This is a genomic window from Vreelandella azerica (assembly GCF_013112225.1).
GTDB lineage: Bacteria > Pseudomonadota > Gammaproteobacteria > Pseudomonadales > Halomonadaceae > Vreelandella > Vreelandella azerica.
Genome location: NZ_JABFHI010000005.1, coordinates 241,566 through 261,900, shown reverse-complemented (window position 1 = coordinate 261,900; position 20,335 = coordinate 241,566). Strand labels below are relative to the sequence as shown.

Below are 20,335 nucleotides of genomic sequence, written 5' to 3'. Positions count from 1 at the left end.
GACAGCCGTAAGCCCATCTCACGTAGTGCATGCATCTGGTCCAAGAGGGACGTCGTATGTCGCTGAAGACGCTGGTGAGCTCCAACACAAGCTGAGGCCCCCGTCTCATCCAGAATACGCTTGACTTGATGAGGCAAGCTTCCTGTCTGAAACGAATTGTATTATATTCCGGAACATCGTGAGCGGATGATGCAGAAATTCACCGCATGTGCTGAACAAGGGATACCGTATGACGAAGAGCTGCAAATAGTGGCGGCAGATGGTCAACGGCGGTGGGTACGTTCGGTTGGCCAACCCCTGTACGACAACCGTAAACGCATTATCGGTGTCAGTGGCGCTTGTCAGGATGTTACTCAGCGTCGCGAACGCGAACGCGAGTTACGAAAGCTGGCTTATATCACTGAACAAAGCCCAGCTCCCATTACCGTCACCGACCTTAAGGGTAAAATGGAGTATGTGAACGCTGCGTTTGAGAAGCTTTCTGGATATTCACGTGATGAGCTTCTTGGAAAAACGTCGGCTTACATCCAAAGCGGAAATACGCCAGACGCCACCTATAAAAGTTTATGGCAGGCGATCAGTACCGGTCAGGTATGGACAGGCGAAATTCAAAACCGCCGTAAAGACGGTTCTTTATACTGGGAGCACGAATTAATTTCGCCACTCAAGGATGACCTTGGGCAAGTCGCCAATTTTGTGGCTATCAAGCAAGACATAACCGCTGTAAAAGAAGCACAACAAGAACTCAGGCGTCTCGCCTTCGAGGATGCATTAACAGGGCTCTACTCACGCGGCGGCTTTACGCAAGTGTTAGAAACGCGTCTCGAAAAGGAAGGTTGGCTGGCAGATGGCATTGTGGCTACGATAGATATCGTGGGGTTGCGAGACATTAATGATGCTTATGGACATAACGCCGGTGACCAGCTTTTAAAGGAGTTCGGGCGTCGATTAACTCAGCGAGCTGACGAGACCAGGCTTACTGGCCGAATCGGGGGAGATGAATTTATCGTGTTTCTCTCGCCTGACTGCACGAGGACAGAAGAAGAGCGCCTTGAACAATTGCTAAATGAGTTAACACAGCCGATGGCCCTGGAGGGCACCCAAATTGAGATATCTATTCGTTTGGGTTATACGCCGCTTAACCAGCCTGAGCGTTCCATCCAGAGTCTCTTACGTGAGGCAGAGCGAGCCCTATCGCACCACCGTACCAAATTGTCGGAACCTTGGGTGGCGTACGACGGCAAGCTACAAGAAGATAGCCGACTACGTATCCAGTTGACACGCGAGCTGCACCAGGCGCTTAAAGACGATCAATTTGAGCTGCATTATCAGCCTAAAGTCGACTTGGAGACAGGGCATCTAATCGCCTGCGAAGCACTACTAAGATGGCATCACCCCGAGCTTGGCTTAATATCGCCAGGCGTTTTCATTCCCATTGCGGAACAGAGTCAGCTAATTGCCCCTATCGGTGCCTGGGTATTGCGTAATGCATGTCAGCAATTACAGGCTTGGCGGGCGTCAGGCCTGCAGCCAGTGAGTGTTGCCGTTAATATCTCGTTAATTCAGTTTCAGACAGGAAGCTTACCTCATCAAGTCAAGCGTATTCTGGATGAGACGGGGGCCTCACCGAATGAGCTTGTGTTGGAGCTCACCGAAAGCGTCTTCAGCGACGCCACGACGTCCCTCTTGGACCAGATGCATGCACTACGTGAGATGGGCTTACGGCTGTCGCTGGACGATTTTGGTACGGGGTATTCATCACTTCTCTACCTTCAACAATACCCGGTGGACGAAATTAAGATCGACCAGGGGTTCGTCTTTCAGCTACGCCAAGATTCATTCAGCCGTCAGCTGGTGAAAGCGGTACTGATGATTGCAGAGTCTCTTCAAGCAGACGTATTGGCAGAGGGCATTGAAACGGCTGACATTGGCGAAACCTTGCGAGCAATGGGATGCCGTTTTGGCCAAGGGTATTAAGTGCCTATGCAATAATTATAGGGTATAAAGATGTAACTCAACGAGGAGATACATCATGTCCAAGCCGTTACGCTTCATCTCTTTGACACCAGACCAACAGCGCATTGTAAATAACGCTTATCAGTACGGTGAAAAGCGAGCCTTACGCCGTCGCGCTCATGCCATCTTATTGAGCCATAAAGGGCACACGATCAATCAAATTCGTGACATTCTCGGGGTCAAGCGCGATACGGTATCGACATGGCTATCCCAGTGGGAAGCAGACGGTATTGACGGTCTGCAAGACAAACCCCGCGACGGGCGGCCAAACCTTCTCAATGATGGCGAGATAGCGTTATTGCAGCAGCTTGTTGAAGATCATCCTCATCAGTTGCCGGTGCTGCATGCCAAGTTTCAAGAAAAAACCGGGAAAGTGGTCAGTCGAGATACCCTACGTCGTGCTCTAAAAAAACGGTAACAGTTGTAAACGTGTTCGCTACTCGCTGAAGGCACGGCGTGACGAGACAGATTTCCGCAATACGCAAGGCCTGATCAACGCATTGAAAGAATGGGAAGACAGCGGCACCTGTGATCTTTACTTCTTTGATGAAACTGGATTTTCGCAGTCTTCATCACTGCCTTATGCATGGAGCCCAATAGGGCAACCCTGGGAAGTCACTGCTTACTCTCATAGCAAGAGATTGAATGTATTAGGTTTTTTATCCAGAAAAGGGATGTTCTTTCATCATATGACAATGGACACGGTGAATAGTGAAACGGTTATAGAGGCGTTTGACCAATTTGCAGCACAGAAAGATCCTGATGCCTTCGCTGTTGTTGTGCTAGACAATGCCAAAATGCATCACTCCAAGGCATTTCGACGGAAAATCATTGATTGGATGACCCACCGTATTCACCTGATTTATCTGTCGCCATACTCGCCTGAGTTGAATCTGATCGAAATTCTTTGGCGTGAAATCAAATATCGCTGGTTACCACTGACGGCCTATAGCTCTTTCGATAGGCTCTGTCAGGCGGTGAAAGGCGTCTGTAACGGTTATGGCGTAGATAACACGATAACTTTTGCATAACTACTTACTACAGCCGACCTTTAAACGCTGCACAGTTTCGCCGCTTACTTGAGCAGCGATGCCAACTACCCACTGATGCAAATCAATAATCACGAGTGACGCGATGCTCGTCCTTACCCTCGCACCTACCAGAACGCTGAGTTATTCAGGGCTGATACGCAATGGCACTGGCCGTTTAACGGTAGTAGATTGTCATTTGTTAAAGACATCCCCGTGAGGTGGACCCAATCAGTTGGACAACCTGATGGTATCCCTAAGCTATAATCCGGTTGTTTCCCTGACTCAGGCTGCCAGAGATATGGGTTGCCCGTAGTACACCTCATCGGGCGTTTGGTAATCAAGGGTTTGGTGGTACCGGGTCTGATTGTAATGCCAGAAGTACCGGTGGAGCGCCTGCTTCAAGTGTTGTCCATCCTCGAAAGCGGCAAGGTAAACACACTCGTATTTGACGCTGCGCCAGAGCCGTTCCACGAATATATTGTCATGGTAGCAGCCCTTGCCGTCCATGCTGATCCGGATGCCATGATCTTTGAGAACGTTTGTGAAGGCCTCACTGGTGAACTGGACACCCTGATCGGTATTGAAGATCTCCGGCGCTCCATGGCGCTGTAGAGCCTCCTCCAGGACATCGACACAAAAGTCTGTGTCCATGGTGTTGGAGACCCGCCAGGACAGCACCTTGCGGCTGTACCAGTCGATGATGGCGACCAGATACATGAAGCCCCGGGCCAGCGGAATATAGCTGATATCTGTTGCCCACACCTGGTTGGGGCGGTCGATTTTCAGCCCTTTGAGCAGGTACGGATAAACCTTGTGCCCGTCGCCCGGAATGCTGGTTCTGGGGCGTGGATACACCGCCTGAATGCCCATGGTGCGCATCAGCCTCTGCACCCGCTTCCGATTGACCCGATAGCCCTGGTGCTGCAAATGGGCACGCATCTTGCGAGAGCCATAGTACGGCGTTTCCAGGTGTTGCTGATCAATCAGATACATCAGGTCCAGATCCTCCTGACATGGCTCACGAGGGACGTAGTACACCGATGAGCGGCTCAGCTTGAGCAGCTCGCACTGGCGTGAAAGACTGATTTGGGGATGACCACGCTCGATCATTGCCAACCGCTGTTGGCGGCTTACTGATCGAGCTTGCGCGACAAAAAATCGCGTTCCACCGTCAGTCGACCAATCTCACGGTACAGCTCGTCTGTGCTGGGCTCATCGGATTGCTTGCCGACCTTCTTCTTGCCTTCGAAGAGGTCGGTAGCGTTCTCCAGCAAGTCGCGCTTCCAGGTGCTGACCATGGTGGGGTGGATCTGAAAACGAGCAGCAATTTCGGATGTGGTCTGGTCGCCCTTGATGGCGGCCAGAGCGACTTTGGACTTGAATGATGCGCTGTATTGTTTGCGTTTCTTGCTCATGATTCTCCTCCTTGTGGAGATGATGAATCATAGCTTAGGCACCTGTCCAAATTTTGGGGTCCACTTCACCGTTCAACCATGAGGCACTTGTAATGCAAACGGTGCGGTGATTTTATGCTCGAGAATTGGCTCAAACCCTACTTTGGTATAATAACGAGAATCGCCATACGTCAGCACAGCATCTACTTGGTATTCGCGCAGCATTGCTAAACCATAGCGTAAAACAGCTGCTGCCCAGTTCCTTTACCGTGTTGTTCTGGCGTAACAGCCATGAACCAATAAAAACCTTTCGAGAATCGTTATCATACGTCAAACGAGTAAAGAAGCATCCACCACCGAATAATGTGCTGCCCTCCTCAGCAAGAGCGACATACACACCGGTTGCTGATGTGTATGATAAGATTTGGCGTACCAGTTTCCTCCTCAGAACGCCCTCTTCTTTCGCATCCTCAGAAGCAGTAAACGTCACTTTAAAAAGTTGAATTAGATCGCTTGCACACTTTGGCATATCCATTGAGAACTGCAACTTTCAAGCTCTCCTTGTGATGGTTAGGTTTGCTTGCCACTCTTTCACCTTGCATTTAGCTTGCTCGACAATAGCGCGCGAGTTGAGTTGATAGCTTTTAAACATGCAGGGGCATGCCAGCATGTGCGAGTTTCAAGCATTATGTATATAACGCCCAGAATCTTTGCGAAAGTTTGACATGCGAGTAAATTTTTTTGTTTTTGCGGGTTGTTATGGGCTCATTTTCAAACCTCTAGCAATTGATTTATATAACTTTTTACTATTTCTTGCGAATTGCTCGCAATTGACAAGAAACGATGGGGATGAACTTGGTTGCAGGTTGTCCCATCGGTCTACCGCCGCCATGCAGCCCGGCAGCGCAATTCGGAACTACGCAGTGATAGGGCCAAGCGCGACGAAGTGTTGATACCGCACATCAAGCGTGTCTAGGACGGCAATCTCAACGTCTATGGTGCCGATAAAGTCTGGAAGCAGATGAACCAGGATGTCTAGCGTCAACTATCTTGTCCGGTCCGCGACAACTATGATGGCCGGTTGGGTGGTCTTACTTTTTACTCTTTTCAGCCTGCTTAAGCTGTTGCTGTCGTCGGTAGCTTTCCCCCTCTAATTCGATAATGGTGGCGTGGTGTATCAACCGGTCTACGGCGGCTACGGTCATCATGCTGTCCGGGAAGATCTGATCCCACTCACTAAAGGGCTGGTTGGCTGTGACGATCAAGCTGCCACTCTCATAACGGTGGGCGATAAACTCGAACAGCACCTGAGTTTCTGCATCCGTCTTTTTCACATAGCCTATGTCGTCGATGATGATGACTCGATATTTATCCAGCCGTGTCATGGCCAGTGATCAAGTCGAGGTCGCGCTTGGCCTGTTGTAAGTCCTGAACCAAGGCTATCGCTGGGAACAGTTTGCAGCGCACTCCCTGCTCGGTGAGTTGATGGCCCAGTGCATTGGCAATATGGGTTTTCCCAGTGCTGCTAGGGCCGATCAAGAGCACATTGTCGGCATGGTGCGCCCAGTCACTGTCTTGTTGCAGCTTGGCCAGTGCGGTGTTACAGCGGTGGCTGAACTCACTTTGGTCCAATGCCGAGAAGGTCTTGTTGGCGGCAAGCTTTGCCTCGCGCAACCACTTCTGAGTACGGCGCTGGTAGCGGTCTGAGAGCTCGTATTCACACAGTGCTGCCAGGTAGTCGACGTGTGACCAGTTCTTCTCAACGGCGATTTCCCAGAGCGATTGATGGTGACGATGGAAGGCCGGCAGACGGAGCTCTTTAAGCAGTAAGGCGACGGAGTCGGTCATATCGGTGCCTGCTGGCTGTGGATCGAAGACAATAAATCGTCATAACTGACCAGGGTGTGTTGATGTGAAGCTGAGAATTCGAGATCAGGATGGCTACGAAGGTAGCGTGACTGGATCTCGGTAATTGACGCGAACCGGCCGGCCCGGGCTTCTATCAACAGGTCTTCCCACAGCGATTGCTCGTCATCGTATTCGAAGGCCAGGCGCAGGGTTGTCACGATCCACTTGCAGGCTTCATGGGGCTCAAGGTGCGTATCGGCGAGTTGCCACAGTTGGCGGTAGATGTCGTCCGAGAGTAGATCGTCACGCAACTGAGAGTAACGGAACGCCTGCGGCTTCGAGGCCAGTGAACGGATAATGTGCTGGTAATTGACGCTGCGGGCGCGGTTCTCGCCAGGCTTGGGGTAAACACGCACCAGGGTCAGTGCCGGCTGCTGACCGACGAACAGCACCAGCTTGTCGTGATGCAGTCGGACTTGTATCGATTCGCCAATCAGGCGCGATGGCACCGTGTAAACAACACGTCTGACTTCAATGGTCGAACTGCGGGTCACCTTGAGGTGGAGGGTCTGATACTCGGCAGCTGTAAACTCAGGGAGTGGCTGCAAGGCCGCTTGCTCTTCACGCACACGCGACCGGGTGCGTTGGTTGAGTTTGTCGACAACGCCATCGATAAAAGCCTGATAGGTAGCAATACTCTCGAAGTTACTGTGGCCGCGCAGTAACAACTGTTGTGGCAGCCTCTTCTTGAGCGAGCCGTTGGCGCACTCCACGACACCGTTCTCATGGGACTGCCCCAGATTATTCTGGGTGGGTATCATCTGGTAATGCTGGCAAAGCTCACTGTAAGCCTCGGTCCACACATTCTGGCGGTTATTGCGTGCCGCACTCAGGCTATCCGTGCGGTGCTCAACCGGGCTGCCACCAGCTTGCTGTAGGGCTCGCTGCAATCCCGTCGCCAGAGCCGCATAACTCTCACCGCCCTGAACCACGGTAACCGAACGCCAGCCACTGTAGGCCAGCCGAAATTGGTAGAGCAGGTGTGGAAAGGGCTTGGACTGAAGCGTAACTGGGTTATCCGGGTGGGTAAAATCCGAGAATCCCTGCTGCGCTACAACGGCCTGCTGGCGAAAAATGACTTCGCGCTCCGGCCCATGCAACGCTCGCCATTGCTTCACGCGGCGTTGCAATGTGCGCTGGATGGTCTGGTCGTAATGCTCGGGGTACTGTTCTTGTAGGTAATCAAGCAGGGTCGTGCCGGTCAGCTTAGGCTCGTTTTCCAGCAAGGGGAGCAGCTCTGTTTCCCAGACCGCTTCCAGTGGATCTTCCCGAGTTCGCCAGTCCCGTTCGGTGTTAACGCGGGGCTTTTGCGTGGATGTCTCGATACGCCGCCCGGATCGAACGGAGACACCAGCCTTGGCGGCAGCCATTTCCTGGCTTGCGCCATTTTGTCGGTGCTGCATATACAGCTCCTCTTGTCGGTTGGTTATGTATTGGCCTGGCACCCTTTGCTCCATGCTGGAAAACAAGGGGCCAATTGTTACACCCAACCGGCCAAGATAATTGTCGTTAACCGGTCACCCTAATTGTCGCCGAACACCAGGAAGCCATTCCCGTGGCCCGCTGTACCGTAGAGCGACTTATGAGACATCTGGGCCTTCAGGGGGCTCGCCGAGGCAAGGCGTTGCGTACCACCGCCCCAGGTCGATCAGTGCCGTGTCCGCTAGATCGAGTCAATCGTCAGTTTGTTGCGGATCGTCCGGATCAGCTTTGGGTATCAGATTTCACGTACGTTTCCACTTGGCAAGGCTGGTTGTATGTAGCCTTTATCGTTGATGTCTTTGCGCGCCGTATCGTGGGTTGGCGCGTCAGCCGCACGATGACCACGGATTTCGTTCTTGATGCTCTGGAGCAGGCACTTTACGCCCGTCAACCTGACAAAGCGGAGGACTTAATCCACCACTCCGATAGAGATTCACACCACCTAAAACATTGAATATCTAAAAATACTATAACTACCTTTAACGAGTATTAAATGAAGTTATAGGTAGGCGACTCCCTGTCACTAACCTTTCAACCAGCAAAATGGCTGTTCGTCACTTAATGTAGATTTGACCTGATTAAGGCCTGTGGAAGTCGCAATTAATCGACATCAGGCAGGCAGCGTCTGATGTCGTTGAGCAATAGGAATAGGCCGCTCCTCAGGCGCACTAAGACATCTCACCGTCCGTAATAACGGCCACCACTTTAAGCCTGAGGGATCCCCACGAACACTTCAATAAAATCAGTAGGTAATGTTGAAGAAGCCTGCATGAGTCGGCATGTTGTTAATCGCCAAACAAACAATATGCCTAAGGAGACCCATGCAGGTCCCACGATTCTTACACAATTGGCTCACATCAGCACTCCCCTCAATACATGCCGAACGTCTTCAAGCACTTCTGGATACGGTGGGTGCCTTGCTGACGGATCGTCGATTGGGGTTAACAGCGCTCGGGCGTGCTTTGCCAGGGCCGGTAGCCCCTCGGCATACCATCAAGCGCGTCGACCGGCTATTGGGCAACCCCCATTTGCACGAGGAGCGCCCCTTGTTTTATTGGCTGGTGGCTAATGTGTTGATCGGTCATATGACACGCCCCCTGATTCTGGTCGATTGGTCGCCTATCGATCATTATGGGCAGCAATTTTTGCTGCGTGCTGCTATCCCCTTTGCCGGGCGCTCATTGCCGATCTTTGAAAAGGTTCATCACAAAAATGGATGTGCGTATTGCGAAGCGTATCTATTAGAAGCCATTGCCCGCCTGTTGCCTGAAGGGGCAACGCCTGTGCTGGTGACCGATGCCGGTTTTCGTAACCCGTGGTTTCGCGCTGTAGAGAAGCGTCGCTGGTATTACGTCGGGCGTGTACGTAGCCCCACCCATTATCAGGCATCCGATGCAGCGTGTCAGGCGGTCAGTTCCTTGTTTCAGCAAGCCACCTCGGTACCCAGTGCCTTTGGAGAAGTTCAGATAGCGCGCAGCAACCCATGGACGACTCAGATGGTGCTCTATCACCAATCGCCCAAGGGGCGTAAAGATCGTAACAAGCGTGGACAAGTCTCTCAGGACAGTGCGAGTCGAGCCATCGCCCGCCGTCAGGAAGAACCCTGGGTATTGGTCACTAATCTGCCGAAGCGCTCGACACAGGCGAAAAAAGTGGTCGCCATCTACCGGCAACGAATGCAGATCGAAGAAGGTTTTCGCGACATCAAAAGCCCCCTTTTTGGGGCTGGGCTTTGGTATGCATCAATCGCGTCAGGGCAGGCGTATCGAGATCCTGCTGCTGATCGCGATGTTGGCCAATATGGCGATGATGGTCGCTGGCCTGGGAGTGAAAACCAGAGGGCAACAGAAACACTACCAGAGCAACAGTATTGACCATCGAAATGTTTTATCGGTATGGCGCCTTGGGCTGGAATGGCTGCGTCGACAACCTTCCGGCGCTGTGACCTGGCCTTGCTGGACATCGCTGAAGGCCAGCCTGAGAGAAGAAGCCCATGATCAGGCATTATGCGACGCATAGCGCTAAATTCGTGGGGATTCGTCAGGCTTTAATGGCGTTGACCCTCATGCGACAGGTCGACCCGCCTACCATCCTGCTGTTCTTTTAAAAATCTATCTCTACGGCTATCTTAATCGCATTCAGTCTAGCCGCCGTCTGGAACGTGAGGCGCAGCGTAATGTTGAGCTTATGTGGCTAACAGAGCGTCTGGCACCGGATTTCAAAACAATCGCAGATTTCCGTAAAAACAATGGCAATGAAGTGGACCCCAAAATTTGGACAGGTGCCTAAGCTATGATTCATCATCTCCACAAGGAGGAGAATCATGAGCAAGAAACGCAAACAATACAGCGCATCATTCAAGTCCAAAGTCGCTCTGGCCGCCATCAAGGGCGACCAGACCACATCCGAAATTGCTGCTCGTTTTCAGATCCACCCCACCATGGTCAGCACCTGGAAGCGCGACTTGCTGGAGAACGCTACCGACCTCTTCGAAGGCAAGAAGAAGGTCGGCAAGCAATCCGATGAGCCCAGCACAGACGAGCTGTACCGTGAGATTGGTCGACTGACGGTGGAACGCGATTTTTTGTCGCGCAAGCTCGATCAGTAAGCCGCCAACAGCGGTTGGCAATGATCGAGCGTGGTCATCCCCAAATCAGTCTTTCACGCCAGTGCGAGCTGCTCAAGCTGAGCCGCTCATCGGTGTACTACGTCCCTCGTGAGCCATGTCAGGAGGATCTGGACCTGATGTATCTGATTGATCAGCAACACCTGGAAACGCCGTACTATGGCTCTCGCAAGATGCGTGCCCATTTGCAGCACCAGGGCTATCGGGTCAATCGGAAGCGGGTGCAGAGGCTGATGCGCACCATGGGCATTCAGGCGGTGTATCCACGCCCCAGAACCAGCATTCCGGGCGACGGGCACAAGGTTTATCCGTACCTGCTCAAAGGGCTGAAAATCGACCGCCCCAACCAGGTGTGGGCAACAGATATCAGCTATATTCCGCTGGCCCGGGGCTTCATGTATCTGGTCGCCATCATCGACTGGTACAGCCGCAAGGTGCTGTCCTGGCGGGTCTCCAACACCATGGACACAGACTTTTGTGTCGATGTCCTGGAGGAGGCTCTACAGCGCCATGGAGCGCCGGAGATCTTCAATACCGATCAGGGTGTCCAGTTCACCAGTGAGGCCTTCACAAACGTTCTCAAAGATCATGGCATCCGGATCAGCATGGACGGCAAGGGCTGCTACCATGACAATATATTCATGGAACGGCTCTGGCGCAGCGTCAAATACGAGTGTGTTTACCTTGCCGCTTTCGAGGATGGACAACACTTGAAGCAGGCGCTCCACCGGTACTTCTGGCATTACAATCAGACCCGGTACCACCAAACCCTTGATTACCAAACGCCCGATGAGGTGTACTACGGGCAACCCATATCTCTGGCAGCCTGAGTCAGGGAAACAACCGGATTATAGCTTAGGGATACCATCAGGTTGTCCAACTGATTGGGTCCACCTCACAAAGCAATTCAAGCTACTTGCCGGGACTTCATCGTAATATGTCGGCGCTTGGAGCTCTTTACTCATTCGGTAATGGCCATTGATGGCAGCAAATTCAAGGCAGTCAACAATAGGGACCGTAACTTCACCTCGTCCAAGATGAAGCGGCGGTTAGAAGAAATTGACAAAAGCATTGAGCGTTATTTACGCCAGATTGACGCGATGGATCAAGGCTTCGCCGCTGTCACAGAAGACCAGGCAACAGATTTGAAGAAGAAAATTGCTTCTCTCACAGAAGAGGTTCAACAACTGCAATCTATCGAAATTCAAAGAACCGAGACCCCAGAGCAACAGGTCTCTTTGACAGACTCTGACGCTCGCTCCATGACAGCACGAGGCACTGGAATCGTTGGCTATAACGTGCAGACAGCTGTCGATACCCAGCATCACCTGATTGTTGCTCATGAGGTTACTAATGTTGGCAGTGATCGGCGTCAACTTTATCGGATGGCCAAACAAGCACGCGATGCTAGCGGCGTCAGTGACCTTCACGTCGTAGCTGATCGTGGTTATTTTACAGGGAGTGAAATTCTTGCGTGTCACGAGGCCAACATTACGACGTATTTACCCAAGTCTAAGACTTCGCCGAACCAGGCTAAAGGTATGTTTCCTAGAGAAGCATTCCGCTACGTGCCTAAAAGTAATGAATACCGCTGCCCCGCAAGAGAGCGCTTAATTTGGCGCTTCAAGAACGTTGAAAAGGGCCAGACGCTTCATTGTTATTGGAGTTCGGCTTGTCCGAATTGCTCAATGAAGTCGCAATGCACCACGGGCACCTATAGGCGTATCAAACGCTGGGAACACGAGGATGTACTGGAGGCGGTAAAATCTCGACTGGACCGGACGCCGAACATGATGCGCATCCGTCGTCAGACGGTCGAGCACCCCTTTGGCACATTGAAAGCTTGGATGGGGGCGACACACTTCCTAACGAAGGGACTTAAGAACGTAAGCACGGAAATGAGCCTCCATGTGCTTGCTTACAATATGAAGCGCGTCATGAATATCCTCGGTCCACAGGGTTTGATCCAGGCGATGCGAGCATAGGGTGCCACGGCCTGGACGACCCGCCTATAGAAGCCGATAACGCTCTTTAGCGGGTATTTCTTGGGCATTATTTCGAACAGCTTGAGATGCGGAAATAATAACTGAAGGCGTTATGAAGCTTACTGCTGGTCGATAGGCGTGCCGATGCGGCTGAATATTGTCATCGCCTTCCGCGTTTTGTGCTTTCACACAGCCTCGGCCAAAAGCAGATGTTTAGGAGACTCTGATTAAGACGGCTCAGCACGTAGTAGTCTTGTGAGCACCCATGAGCCTTCCAAAAAGTGGCACCAAGATTCGCTGATTGTTTAGACTGAGTCATACCATTAAAAGTAATTGCGATGAATAAGAAGGGATGAACAGTGCCATTCAAAAAAAGGTCAGGCCCACCTGAAATAGTCGCTCGACATCGCGAATACGGCGTTTATCAATCACAAACAGAATCACGTGGTCACCGGATTCAACCACCACATCATCGTGGGCAATCAATACTTGTTTTCCGCGCACAATCGCGCCAATTGTGGTTCCTTCCGGGAGATCAATCCCACCTATCGGGCGACCTACCACCCTGGATGACTGCTTGTCACCATGGGCAATAGCTTCAATGGCTTCCGCAGCGCCACGACGCAAGGAATGGACGTTGACAATATCGCCCCGCCTGACATGGGTCAGCAGGCTACCAATGGTGGCCTGCTGCGGTGAGATGGCAATATCAATATCACCGCCCTGCACCAGATCCACATAGGCCGCATTGTTGATCAGAGTCAGCACCTTTTTAGCCCCCAACCGCTTGGCCAGCAGGGACGACATGATATTGACTTCATCATCATTGGTGAGCGCACAGAAAATATCGCATTCCTGGACATTTTCTTCTTCCAGCAGGCTTTTGCTGGTAGCACTGCCATGCAGCACAACGGTGCGATCAAGGCGCTCACTAAGGTGCGTACAGCGTTCAAGGCTGTACTCGATGATTTTGACTTGGTGGGTATGTTCCAGATAATCAGCTAGGCGTTCGCCGATATTGCCCCCACCGGCTATCACGACATGGCGAAAATTGCGCTCTACCCGATTAAGCTCGCTCATGACAGTGCGGATATCACGCCGAGCAGCGATAAAGAAGACTTCATCCTCGGCTTCGATCACTGTATCTCCCTGGGGAATAATCGGCCTGTCCCGCCGATAGATAGCGGCCACACGGGTATCGACATTGGGCATATGGCGGCGAAGGAATGCCAGATTCTGACCCACCATAGGGCCGCCGTAAACGGCTTTCACTGCCACTAACTGCACCGCTCCATCGGCAAATTCCATCACCTGAAGTGCTCCAGGGTGTTCGATCAGACGTCTGATGTGTTCTGTAACCACCTGTTCAGGGCTGATCAACACATCAATGGGAATGGCTTCGTGAGCAAACAGCCCCTTGCGGGTCAGATAGGCGGTCGCGCGCACCCGGGCAATCTTGGTCGGCGTGCGAAACAGGGTGTGGGCAATCTGGCAGGCGATCATGTTGATCTCGTCTGCACTGGTCACGGCGATTAGCAGATCAGCATCTTCACAGCCCGCCTGGCGCAACACCATAGGGTAAGAGGCAGCACCAGTTACAGTACGAATATCAAGCTTGGTATGCAGTTCACGCAACTTATTAGCATTAGTATCGACGACGGTAATGTCGTTCTCTTCTCGCGCCAGGTGTTCAGCCAAGGTTCCGCCTACTTGCCCGGCCCCCAGAATAATAATTTTCATAAGGCTCGTTTCCTTGAATAAGTCCTTGCGGTGCCTTGTTCAGTGGCGCCAGAACATGGGCGTCAGCAATACCAGAACAGTGAGAATCTCAAGCCGCCCCATCAGCATTCCCACGCATAACAGCCACTTGGCGGCCTCTGGAAGAGTGGCAAAGTTGCCAGACGGGCCGATAATATCGCCCAGCCCCGGGCCAACATTGGCCACCGCTGTGGCGGCTCCTGACAGGGCGGTCACCATGTCCAGCCCCATCAGCGACAGGCTGAGCGCCAATCCGGCAATGGTCAGGAAGAAGAAAAACGAGAAAGCCACAACGCCACGCGCCACATCGTCGGACATCGGGTGGCCGTTGTAGCGATTAGGGAAGACACCATTGGCATGAATGAGATAGCGAAGCTGATTGCGTAGCAGCAACGCCGCTATCTGAAAGCGGAAAATCTTCATGCCACCGCTGGTCGAACCACTACAACCGCCGACAAACGTCAGATAGAAAAATGCGACAACGGCAAACGCCCCCAGGTAGAGTAATCGTCAGATGCATACCCCGTGGTGGTGACCACTGAAATAACGTTAAAGGTAGTATGGGTCAGTGCCTCAAAGGCATCGGTTCCTGACGCTATGCGCCACAGAGTCAAACCAGCAATAACGCAGAACAACAGCATCAACAGGCCCCTTACCTGCTGATCCCGCCACAGCGCTGACCGTGAGCCACGCAGGAAACGTATATAAAGCACAAATGGCAAGGCTCCTCCGAGCATGAAGAAACTGGCCATCCATAAAAGGTGCGGGCTGTCGGCATAGGCACCAAAAGAGGCATCCGAGTTGGCAAAACCGCCGGTGGCCACCGAGGTCATGGCATGCACCACAGCATCCAGAATCGCCATGCCGCCCCACCAGTAGGCCAGTATCGCGGTCACAGTAAAAAAGCAGTAGATACTGAGCGTTGCCTTGGCGATACCGCCGGTGCGTGGCATCACCTTATCAGACCAGTCGGAAGATTCGGTATGAAAGAGCCGCATCCCGCCGACTTTGAGTAACGGCAGAATCGCGATGCCCATAACGATAATGCCCACACCACCTAACCACTGCATCAGGCCGCGCCAAAGCTTGAGCCCGTCTGACAGGTTTTCAATGCCCACCAGAATAGTGGAACCCGTAGTGGTAATCGCCGACACCGACTCAAATACCGCATTAGTAAAACTCAGTTGAGGCGCACCAAGAATCAGCGGCAAGCTGGCAAAGCCACTGATGGTGACCCAGCTCAAGGTCGTCACCAGAAACATTTGCCAGGGCTTCAAGGCCAAAGGTATTCGTCTTGTACTCCCCACACCACGGCCACCGCCAGCAGTACAATGGCAATCGACAGGGCGAATGCCAGTGCATCGGACTCCCTCTCAATGACCAGGACAATCAGTGGAATGGCCATAAAGGCGGCCAGTACCAGCCATAGCATGGCTAACACCTTGAAAATTGGCGCCCAATGCTGCCAGCGCTCTCTCAGGCTATTCCAATTCATCACAACACTTCCTCTGCATGCTACCGACACAATCCATGAAATAAGCCTCAGAGCCCACATAAGACTGTTTATCAACACAACCCATTTACCGCTTTTTTTGTTATGGTCTTAGCAAATGCAGTGCCTAAGGCGGCGCCAGACAATTGAGCGTATGTTTTCATACCTGCATAAAAGACGTCTGTCGAAGAGTGGTAGAACATATTGCCCGCAACAGCTACCAATGTCCCAAGACCTGCGAACACAAGCCCCCATCGCACACCATGTATCCAGGCCAGATATATAACAGGCACCAAGTAAGGAAACACTGAAACAATTGGCTGCGATGCCAAACTATTTACTAACGCGAGAAAAGCCAACCAAGATAGAGCCATTGCAACATGACTTATCCACTCCTGATGGGCTCGCAAAAATCGCATGTCCGATGTACATCCTCATTTAACGCACTGGCAATTTGCAGTTAGCAAGCAAACCACATTCAGACGGTACTGAGGATAGTGATAAGTGTTTTTTTACGTTATTTTTACGCGACTGAATGGGAAGGGGTTCTTTCAGTGTGCGACGATAAATAAAAGCTTAGTTGCGTGACTACCAAGACATGAGAGAGTGCCCACGCCATGATAGAAAAACAGCAATTTATCGTTATTGGCCTTGGTGTTTTTGGAGCGACCATCGCACAAGAGCTGACACGTCTTGGTCATGAGGTGCTGGGGATCGATGCAGATGAACAGCGCGTGGACCGTCTTGCCGATAGTATTACCCATGCCGTCATTGCTGACGTCACGGACAAGAACGCCCTGATTGAGTTAAACGCCGCAAGCTACGATGCGGCTGTCGTCGCTATTGGCCGGAATGTTGAAGCGACCATGTTGGCTACCCTGCAGCTCCGAGAACTGGGGTTGGAGAAGGTCTGGGCCAAAGCACTTACCCCACAGCATCATCTGATTCTTGAACGACTCGGGGCGACACGGATTATCGCCCCCGAGTACGAGATGGGCATCCGAATTGCGCAAGAACTCAACTACCCCATGGTGCATGATTATCTTGGGCTGGGAGACGACTACTTTGTGGTCGAGTTGCACACCACAGAAGCCCTGATAGGCAAGACAATTGGTGACATTATCAATGATGTCCATGTTGAGGCCCTGGTAATAAAGCGCCTGAAAGAAGCGCACCACCACCCGGATAGCCAATGGGAAATACGCAACGGCGACCGGATAGTGTTGGGTGGCCAACTTGAAGCATTGCGCAAGATGGCTAACCGCCTATGAAGGTACATTTCCTGGACCTGATACCTGATCGGCGAAAAAACCGCTCAGACAGTGGCCGAAAACAGGGCATGAACCCTCCCAGGCTTTTACTTGAAGCCTTTTTGATTTTGATTTTTATCGGGGCATGCCTGCTGAAGTTGCCGTTCGCCAGCGTGGAAGCACTCACCTGGATGGAGGCCGCCTTTACCGCCACTTCAGCTGTGACCGTAACCGGCTTGGTGGTGGTCGATACGAGCAGCCAGTTTAGCGTATTCGGACAGTTGGTGATTCTCTGTCTGATTCAACTTGGCGGGCTGGGTTTAATGACCTTTGCTGTTTTGACGGCCTTGGCGCTTGGCTTCAAACTGCGCCTTAAGCACCAGCTGGCCGCCCAGGAAGCGTTCAATGAAATTTCCCTGCAAACCGCCAGGCGTGCGGGCGGGTTTATTGCCCTGTTTGCCCTGACCGCAGAAGCGTTCGGCATTATCATGCTGGCGATATTTTTCGTTCCCGAGCTGGGCTGGGAAAGAGGGCTTTATGAAGCTCTTTTCTATACCGTGTCAGCCTTCAACAATGCCGGATTTGCCTTATCCTCTGATAGTCTTTCTGCCTACGTTTCACATCCAGGTATCAGCCTATCGGTCACCGCCTTGTTTATTACCGGTGGGCTGGGTTATATCGTGATTATGGAGGTCATCAACCAACGCCGTTGGTCACGGTTTTCGGTATATGTGAAGGTCATACTGTTGGCCACCCTCTTGCTGAACCTGACGGCGACCCTGGCCATTCTGCTGTTGGAATTTGATAACCCCGCCACCCTGGGTGGGTTAGACAGCTTGTGGGATAAACTTCTGGCCGCCTGGTTTCAAGGCGTAACGCCACGCACTGCTGGCTTTAATACGCTCGATATTGGCGCTCTGACAGCTGGCACCAGTGTATTGATGCTGATGTTGATGTTCATTGGCGGCGCTCCCAACTCCACAGCGAGCGGCATCAAGATCTCCACCTTTGTCATCCTGCTGTCAGCCACTCGCTCCTTTTTACGTGGCAATAAAAATGTCAGTTTTTATCGGCGCTCGCTGAGCAGCGACACCGTACTGAAAGCCCTGGCAACCGCCACTATCGGTATGGCCGTCATCTTTATCGCTGTGTTGACCTTGAGCATCCTGGTCAAGGATGACTTCCTCAACATTGCCTTTGAAGCGGTGTCTGCCTTCGGCACGGTAGGCTTATCCCGCGGCACCACCGGAGAACTGGGGACAGCAGGCCAACTGGTCATCATGGCCGTGATGCTGATAGGCCGCCTTGGACCTCTAACGCTCGGCTACACCTTGACGGTGAGACGCCGTTCCCATGTTCGCTACGCCAACACCGAGTTTCCTGTCGGTTAGGAAAGGCGGTCTCTAACCCTACTCAGCGATATTTTTTAACATTATTTTTACGCTCAGCACCTTATTTGGTCATCGAATTTTTACACCCCTACCCAGCACTATAAAGACACACTCACTGAAGGAGTATGAGCGGTGTCTTTCTTCCTTTATCTATCTCTATCGCGATTGGCGTCTACCTGGTAGTCGCCTTGCTTAAGCCTGAGAGGTTCTAACCATGGCACTGATCGGGGTTGGCATTATGGTGAGCCTTTTTGGCCTGTGTTTCTTGTTCATTGACCTGGAGGAGCGGCTATGAACGAGGTCATTATTATCTACGCAGTCACGCTGCTACTGGCGTGGCCCTTGGGTAAATATATCGCAGGTGTGTTTGAGAGCGGCCCTGGTACGGGCGGCGGTGTTTTTTTACCGCTTGAAAATGGACTTTATTGCCTTTTCGGTATCAATCCACAGCAGACCATGAGCTGGCAAGGCTACGGCAGAGCTCTGCTGAAACTGCATCTGGTGCTTGGACTGGCGGTCTTTGGACTCCTGATGGCACAGGGGGCTTTGTTTCTGAATCCTGATGGCATTGAGGGAATGAGCTGGGATCTTGCCTTGCATACGGCCATCTCCTTTCTGACCAATACCAACCAACAGCATTACTCTGGGCAAGCACAGCTCAGTTATCTCGCCCATACCTTTGGCATCGTCACGCTTCAGGTGGTCACGCCTGCGGCGGGCATGGCCGCTCTGATCGCCATTGTACGCACTCTGTTCGGTCACCAGGAAAAAGCACCCTCCTCTGGCAGCACTGTGGACGTTGGTAATTTTTATCAGGATATTATCCGCGCCATTGTGCGCATCATGTTACCTGTAGCCACGATAGTGGCACTGATACTGGCCTCCCAGGGTGTACCCAACAGCTATGAGGGCGCACAGACAGCCACACCGCTGGACCAAACCTCTGGCATCACCGAACAGACCATACCGATTGGCCCCGTTGCACCTATGGTGGCCATCAAGCAGGTTGGCACTAATGGCGGCGGCTGGTATGGCCCCAATTCCAGCGTTCCACTGGAAAACCCAACGCCGGTGAGCAATTTTGTGGAAACTGTATCGATTGTACTGATTCCGGCGGCACTGGTGTTTGCCCTTGGTTTCATAACGGGCAGGCGCCGCCTGGCGGTGATGATCATGGGCGTGATGGTCGCCATGTCAGTGGGTTTGACATCCGTCACCATCTGGTCAGAAAACCAGCCCAATGCAGCCTTTACCGAACTGGCCGCTGAAGGGCCGAACCTTGAAGGTAAGGAAGTCCGTTTCGGGGCCACGGCCACTGCCCTATGGGGAAGCTGGACAACACAGACCTCCAATGGTTCTGTCAACGGCATGCACGACAGCTTCAATCCATTGGGTGGCATGATTCCCATGATCGACATGTTCATCAATGTCACCTTCGGCGGCGTGGGAGTCGGATTGATTGGCTACCTGCTGTTTCTTCTTCTGGCGGCTTTTCTCGGCTCGCTGATGATCGGGCGCGCCCCGGAGATGGCCGGTAAGGCCCTGGAAACACGGGAAATCAAACTGGTCTGTATTGCCCTGCTGATCCAACCTCTGCTGATTCTTGGTTTCAGCGCTATCACGGTGGCTTTCCCGACACTGACAGGGCACTCCAACCCCGGCTTCCATGGCCTCAGCCAGGTCATCTATGAGTATACCTCGGCATTTGCCAACAACGGCTCCGGCTTTGAAGGGCTGGGCGATAACTCCGTCTGGTGGAATGTCACCTGTGCAATCAACCTGGCTATCGGGCGCTTTATTCCCATTCTCGCCCCACTTGCCATCGCCGCTTCATTGGCTGCCAAACGGGCAGCGCCGGAAGGACGCGGCAGTCTCAGTATTGATACGCCCACCTTTGGCCTGATGACCCTGGCCGTCATTGTGATGTTTACGCTGCTGAGCTTCATGCCGGTACTGATTCTGGGTCCGATAGCGGAAACGCTGGCTCTGATGTCCTGAAGGG

The 20,335-nt window shown here is 52.4% G+C and carries 13 protein-coding genes and 4 pseudogenes; 11 read left to right on the top strand and 6 right to left on the bottom strand.

Annotated features, from left to right (window positions below; genetic code table 11):
• Positions 1–156 precede the first annotated feature (156 nt).
• Together HLB35_RS13395 and HLB35_RS13390 are read left to right on the top strand one after the other, a co-directional pair.
• Positions 157–1,977 carry a sensor domain-containing protein gene (locus HLB35_RS13395; protein WP_171702954.1) on the top strand — a complete coding sequence of 607 codons (1,821 nt, stop codon included), beginning with the start codon at positions 157–159 and terminating at the stop codon, positions 1,975–1,977.
• 55 nt (positions 1,978–2,032) lie between these two features.
• A protein-coding gene (locus HLB35_RS13390; RefSeq protein ID WP_171702350.1) for an IS630 family transposase occupies positions 2,033–3,047 on the top strand; the annotation gives its coding sequence in 2 pieces (ribosomal slippage) (positions 2,033–2,424 and positions 2,423–3,047; 1,017 coding nt in all).
• Between the two features lie 282 nt (positions 3,048–3,329).
• Here the strand turns inward: HLB35_RS13390 and HLB35_RS13385 are convergent.
• The 4 genes from HLB35_RS13385 to istA all read right to left on the bottom strand — a co-directional run bounded on the left by HLB35_RS13385 (position 3,330) and on the right by istA (position 7,752).
• Positions 3,330–4,462 (bottom strand): IS3 family transposase gene (locus HLB35_RS13385; RefSeq protein WP_422822460.1). Its coding sequence is split into 2 segments (ribosomal slippage): positions 3,330–4,180 and positions 4,180–4,462, totalling 1,134 coding nucleotides; the frame shifts between segments, so codons are not numbered across the junction.
• 1,070 nt (positions 4,463–5,532) lie between these two features.
• Positions 5,533–5,826 carry an ATP-binding protein gene (locus tag HLB35_RS18560; RefSeq protein WP_328731917.1) on the bottom strand — a complete coding sequence of 98 codons (294 nt, stop codon included), beginning with the start codon at positions 5,824–5,826 and terminating at the stop codon, positions 5,533–5,535.
• Positions 5,810–6,289 carry an ATP-binding protein gene (locus HLB35_RS18555; protein ID WP_328731915.1) on the bottom strand — a complete coding sequence of 160 codons (480 nt, stop codon included), beginning with the start codon at positions 6,287–6,289 and terminating at the stop codon, positions 5,810–5,812. Before HLB35_RS18555 ends, HLB35_RS18560 begins: the two co-directional genes overlap by 17 nt.
• A complete protein-coding gene (istA, locus tag HLB35_RS13375) occupies positions 6,286–7,752 on the bottom strand; it encodes an IS21 family transposase (protein ID WP_171702953.1) in 1,467 nt (488 codons plus the stop codon). The genes HLB35_RS18555 and istA overlap by 4 nt, the downstream gene beginning before the upstream one ends.
• A 137-nt stretch (positions 7,753–7,889) precedes the next feature.
• On the opposite strand from istA, the pseudogene HLB35_RS13370 reads away from it, so the two are divergent.
• The 5 genes and pseudogenes from HLB35_RS13370 to HLB35_RS13350 all read left to right on the top strand — a co-directional run.
• Positions 7,890–8,276, top strand: a pseudogene (locus HLB35_RS13370) (DDE-type integrase/transposase/recombinase); the annotation flags it as partial.
• Between the two features lie 376 nt (positions 8,277–8,652).
• Complete coding sequence (locus tag HLB35_RS13365; protein ID WP_235937201.1) at positions 8,653–9,705, top strand: IS4 family transposase; 1,053 nt, start codon at positions 8,653–8,655, stop codon at positions 9,703–9,705.
• 169 nt (positions 9,706–9,874) lie between these two features.
• Positions 9,875–10,093, top strand: a pseudogene (locus HLB35_RS13360) (transposase); the annotation flags it as partial.
• A 61-nt stretch (positions 10,094–10,154) separates the two neighbouring features.
• Positions 10,155–11,287, top strand: a protein-coding gene (locus HLB35_RS13355) for an IS3 family transposase (protein WP_422822459.1) whose coding sequence is annotated in 2 segments (ribosomal slippage) — positions 10,155–10,437 and positions 10,437–11,287 — 1,134 coding nt in all. Because the reading frame shifts where the segments join, the coding sequence is not laid out codon by codon here.
• 69 nt (positions 11,288–11,356) lie between these two features.
• Positions 11,357–12,442: pseudogene (locus HLB35_RS13350) on the top strand (IS1182 family transposase); the annotation flags it as partial.
• A gap of 366 nt (positions 12,443–12,808) precedes the next feature.
• On the opposite strand, the gene trkA reads toward HLB35_RS13350, so the two are convergent.
• Positions 12,809–14,182: a Trk system potassium transporter TrkA gene (gene trkA / locus HLB35_RS13345; protein ID WP_171702951.1), complete on the bottom strand. Its 1,374-nt coding sequence runs from the start codon at positions 14,180–14,182 to the stop codon at positions 12,809–12,811.
• Positions 14,183–14,221: 39 nt separating this feature from the next.
• Positions 14,222–15,695 (bottom strand): annotated as a pseudogene (gene trkI, locus HLB35_RS13340) (Trk system potassium transporter TrkI).
• A gap of 614 nt (positions 15,696–16,309) precedes the next feature.
• Between trkI and HLB35_RS13335 the strand changes: the two are divergent.
• The 4 genes from HLB35_RS13335 to kdpA all read left to right on the top strand — a co-directional run bounded on the left by HLB35_RS13335 (position 16,310) and on the right by kdpA (position 20,331).
• The gene (locus HLB35_RS13335) at positions 16,310–16,963 is read left to right on the top strand and encodes a potassium channel family protein (protein ID WP_171702950.1); all 654 of its coding nucleotides are present in this window, start codon (positions 16,310–16,312) and stop codon (positions 16,961–16,963) included.
• A gap of 101 nt (positions 16,964–17,064) precedes the next feature.
• Complete coding sequence (locus tag HLB35_RS13330; protein WP_235937200.1) at positions 17,065–18,333, top strand: TrkH family potassium uptake protein; 1,269 nt, start codon at positions 17,065–17,067, stop codon at positions 18,331–18,333.
• 125 nt (positions 18,334–18,458) lie between these two features.
• Complete coding sequence (gene kdpF, locus HLB35_RS18980) at positions 18,459–18,545, top strand: K(+)-transporting ATPase subunit F (protein ID WP_171702972.1); 87 nt, start codon at positions 18,459–18,461, stop codon at positions 18,543–18,545.
• 79 nt (positions 18,546–18,624) lie between these two features.
• Positions 18,625–20,331, top strand: coding sequence for a potassium-transporting ATPase subunit KdpA (gene kdpA / locus HLB35_RS13320; RefSeq protein ID WP_171702948.1), 1,707 nt, complete (start codon positions 18,625–18,627; stop codon positions 20,329–20,331).
• The last annotated feature ends 4 nt before the right edge of the window (positions 20,332–20,335 follow it).

Excerpts from the sequence above, each read along its gene's own strand:
- HLB35_RS18555 (WP_328731915.1), bottom strand. The coding sequence starts at position 6,289 with ATGACCGACTCCGTCGCCTTACTGCTTAAAGAGCTCCGTCTGCCGGCC.
- kdpF (WP_171702972.1), top strand. The coding sequence starts at position 18,459 with ATGAGCGGTGTCTTTCTTCCTTTATCTATCTCTATCGCGATTGGCGTC.
- kdpA (WP_171702948.1), top strand. The coding sequence starts at position 18,625 with ATGAACGAGGTCATTATTATCTACGCAGTCACGCTGCTACTGGCGTGG.
- istA (WP_171702953.1), bottom strand. The coding sequence starts at position 7,752 with ATGCAGCACCGACAAAATGGCGCAAGCCAGGAAATGGCTGCCGCCAAG.
- HLB35_RS18560 (WP_328731917.1), bottom strand. The coding sequence starts at position 5,826 with ATGACACGGCTGGATAAATATCGAGTCATCATCATCGACGACATAGGC.
- HLB35_RS13335 (WP_171702950.1), top strand. The coding sequence starts at position 16,310 with ATGATAGAAAAACAGCAATTTATCGTTATTGGCCTTGGTGTTTTTGGA.
- HLB35_RS13365 (WP_235937201.1), top strand. The coding sequence starts at position 8,653 with ATGCAGGTCCCACGATTCTTACACAATTGGCTCACATCAGCACTCCCC.
- trkA (WP_171702951.1), bottom strand. The coding sequence starts at position 14,182 with ATGAAAATTATTATTCTGGGGGCCGGGCAAGTAGGCGGAACCTTGGCT.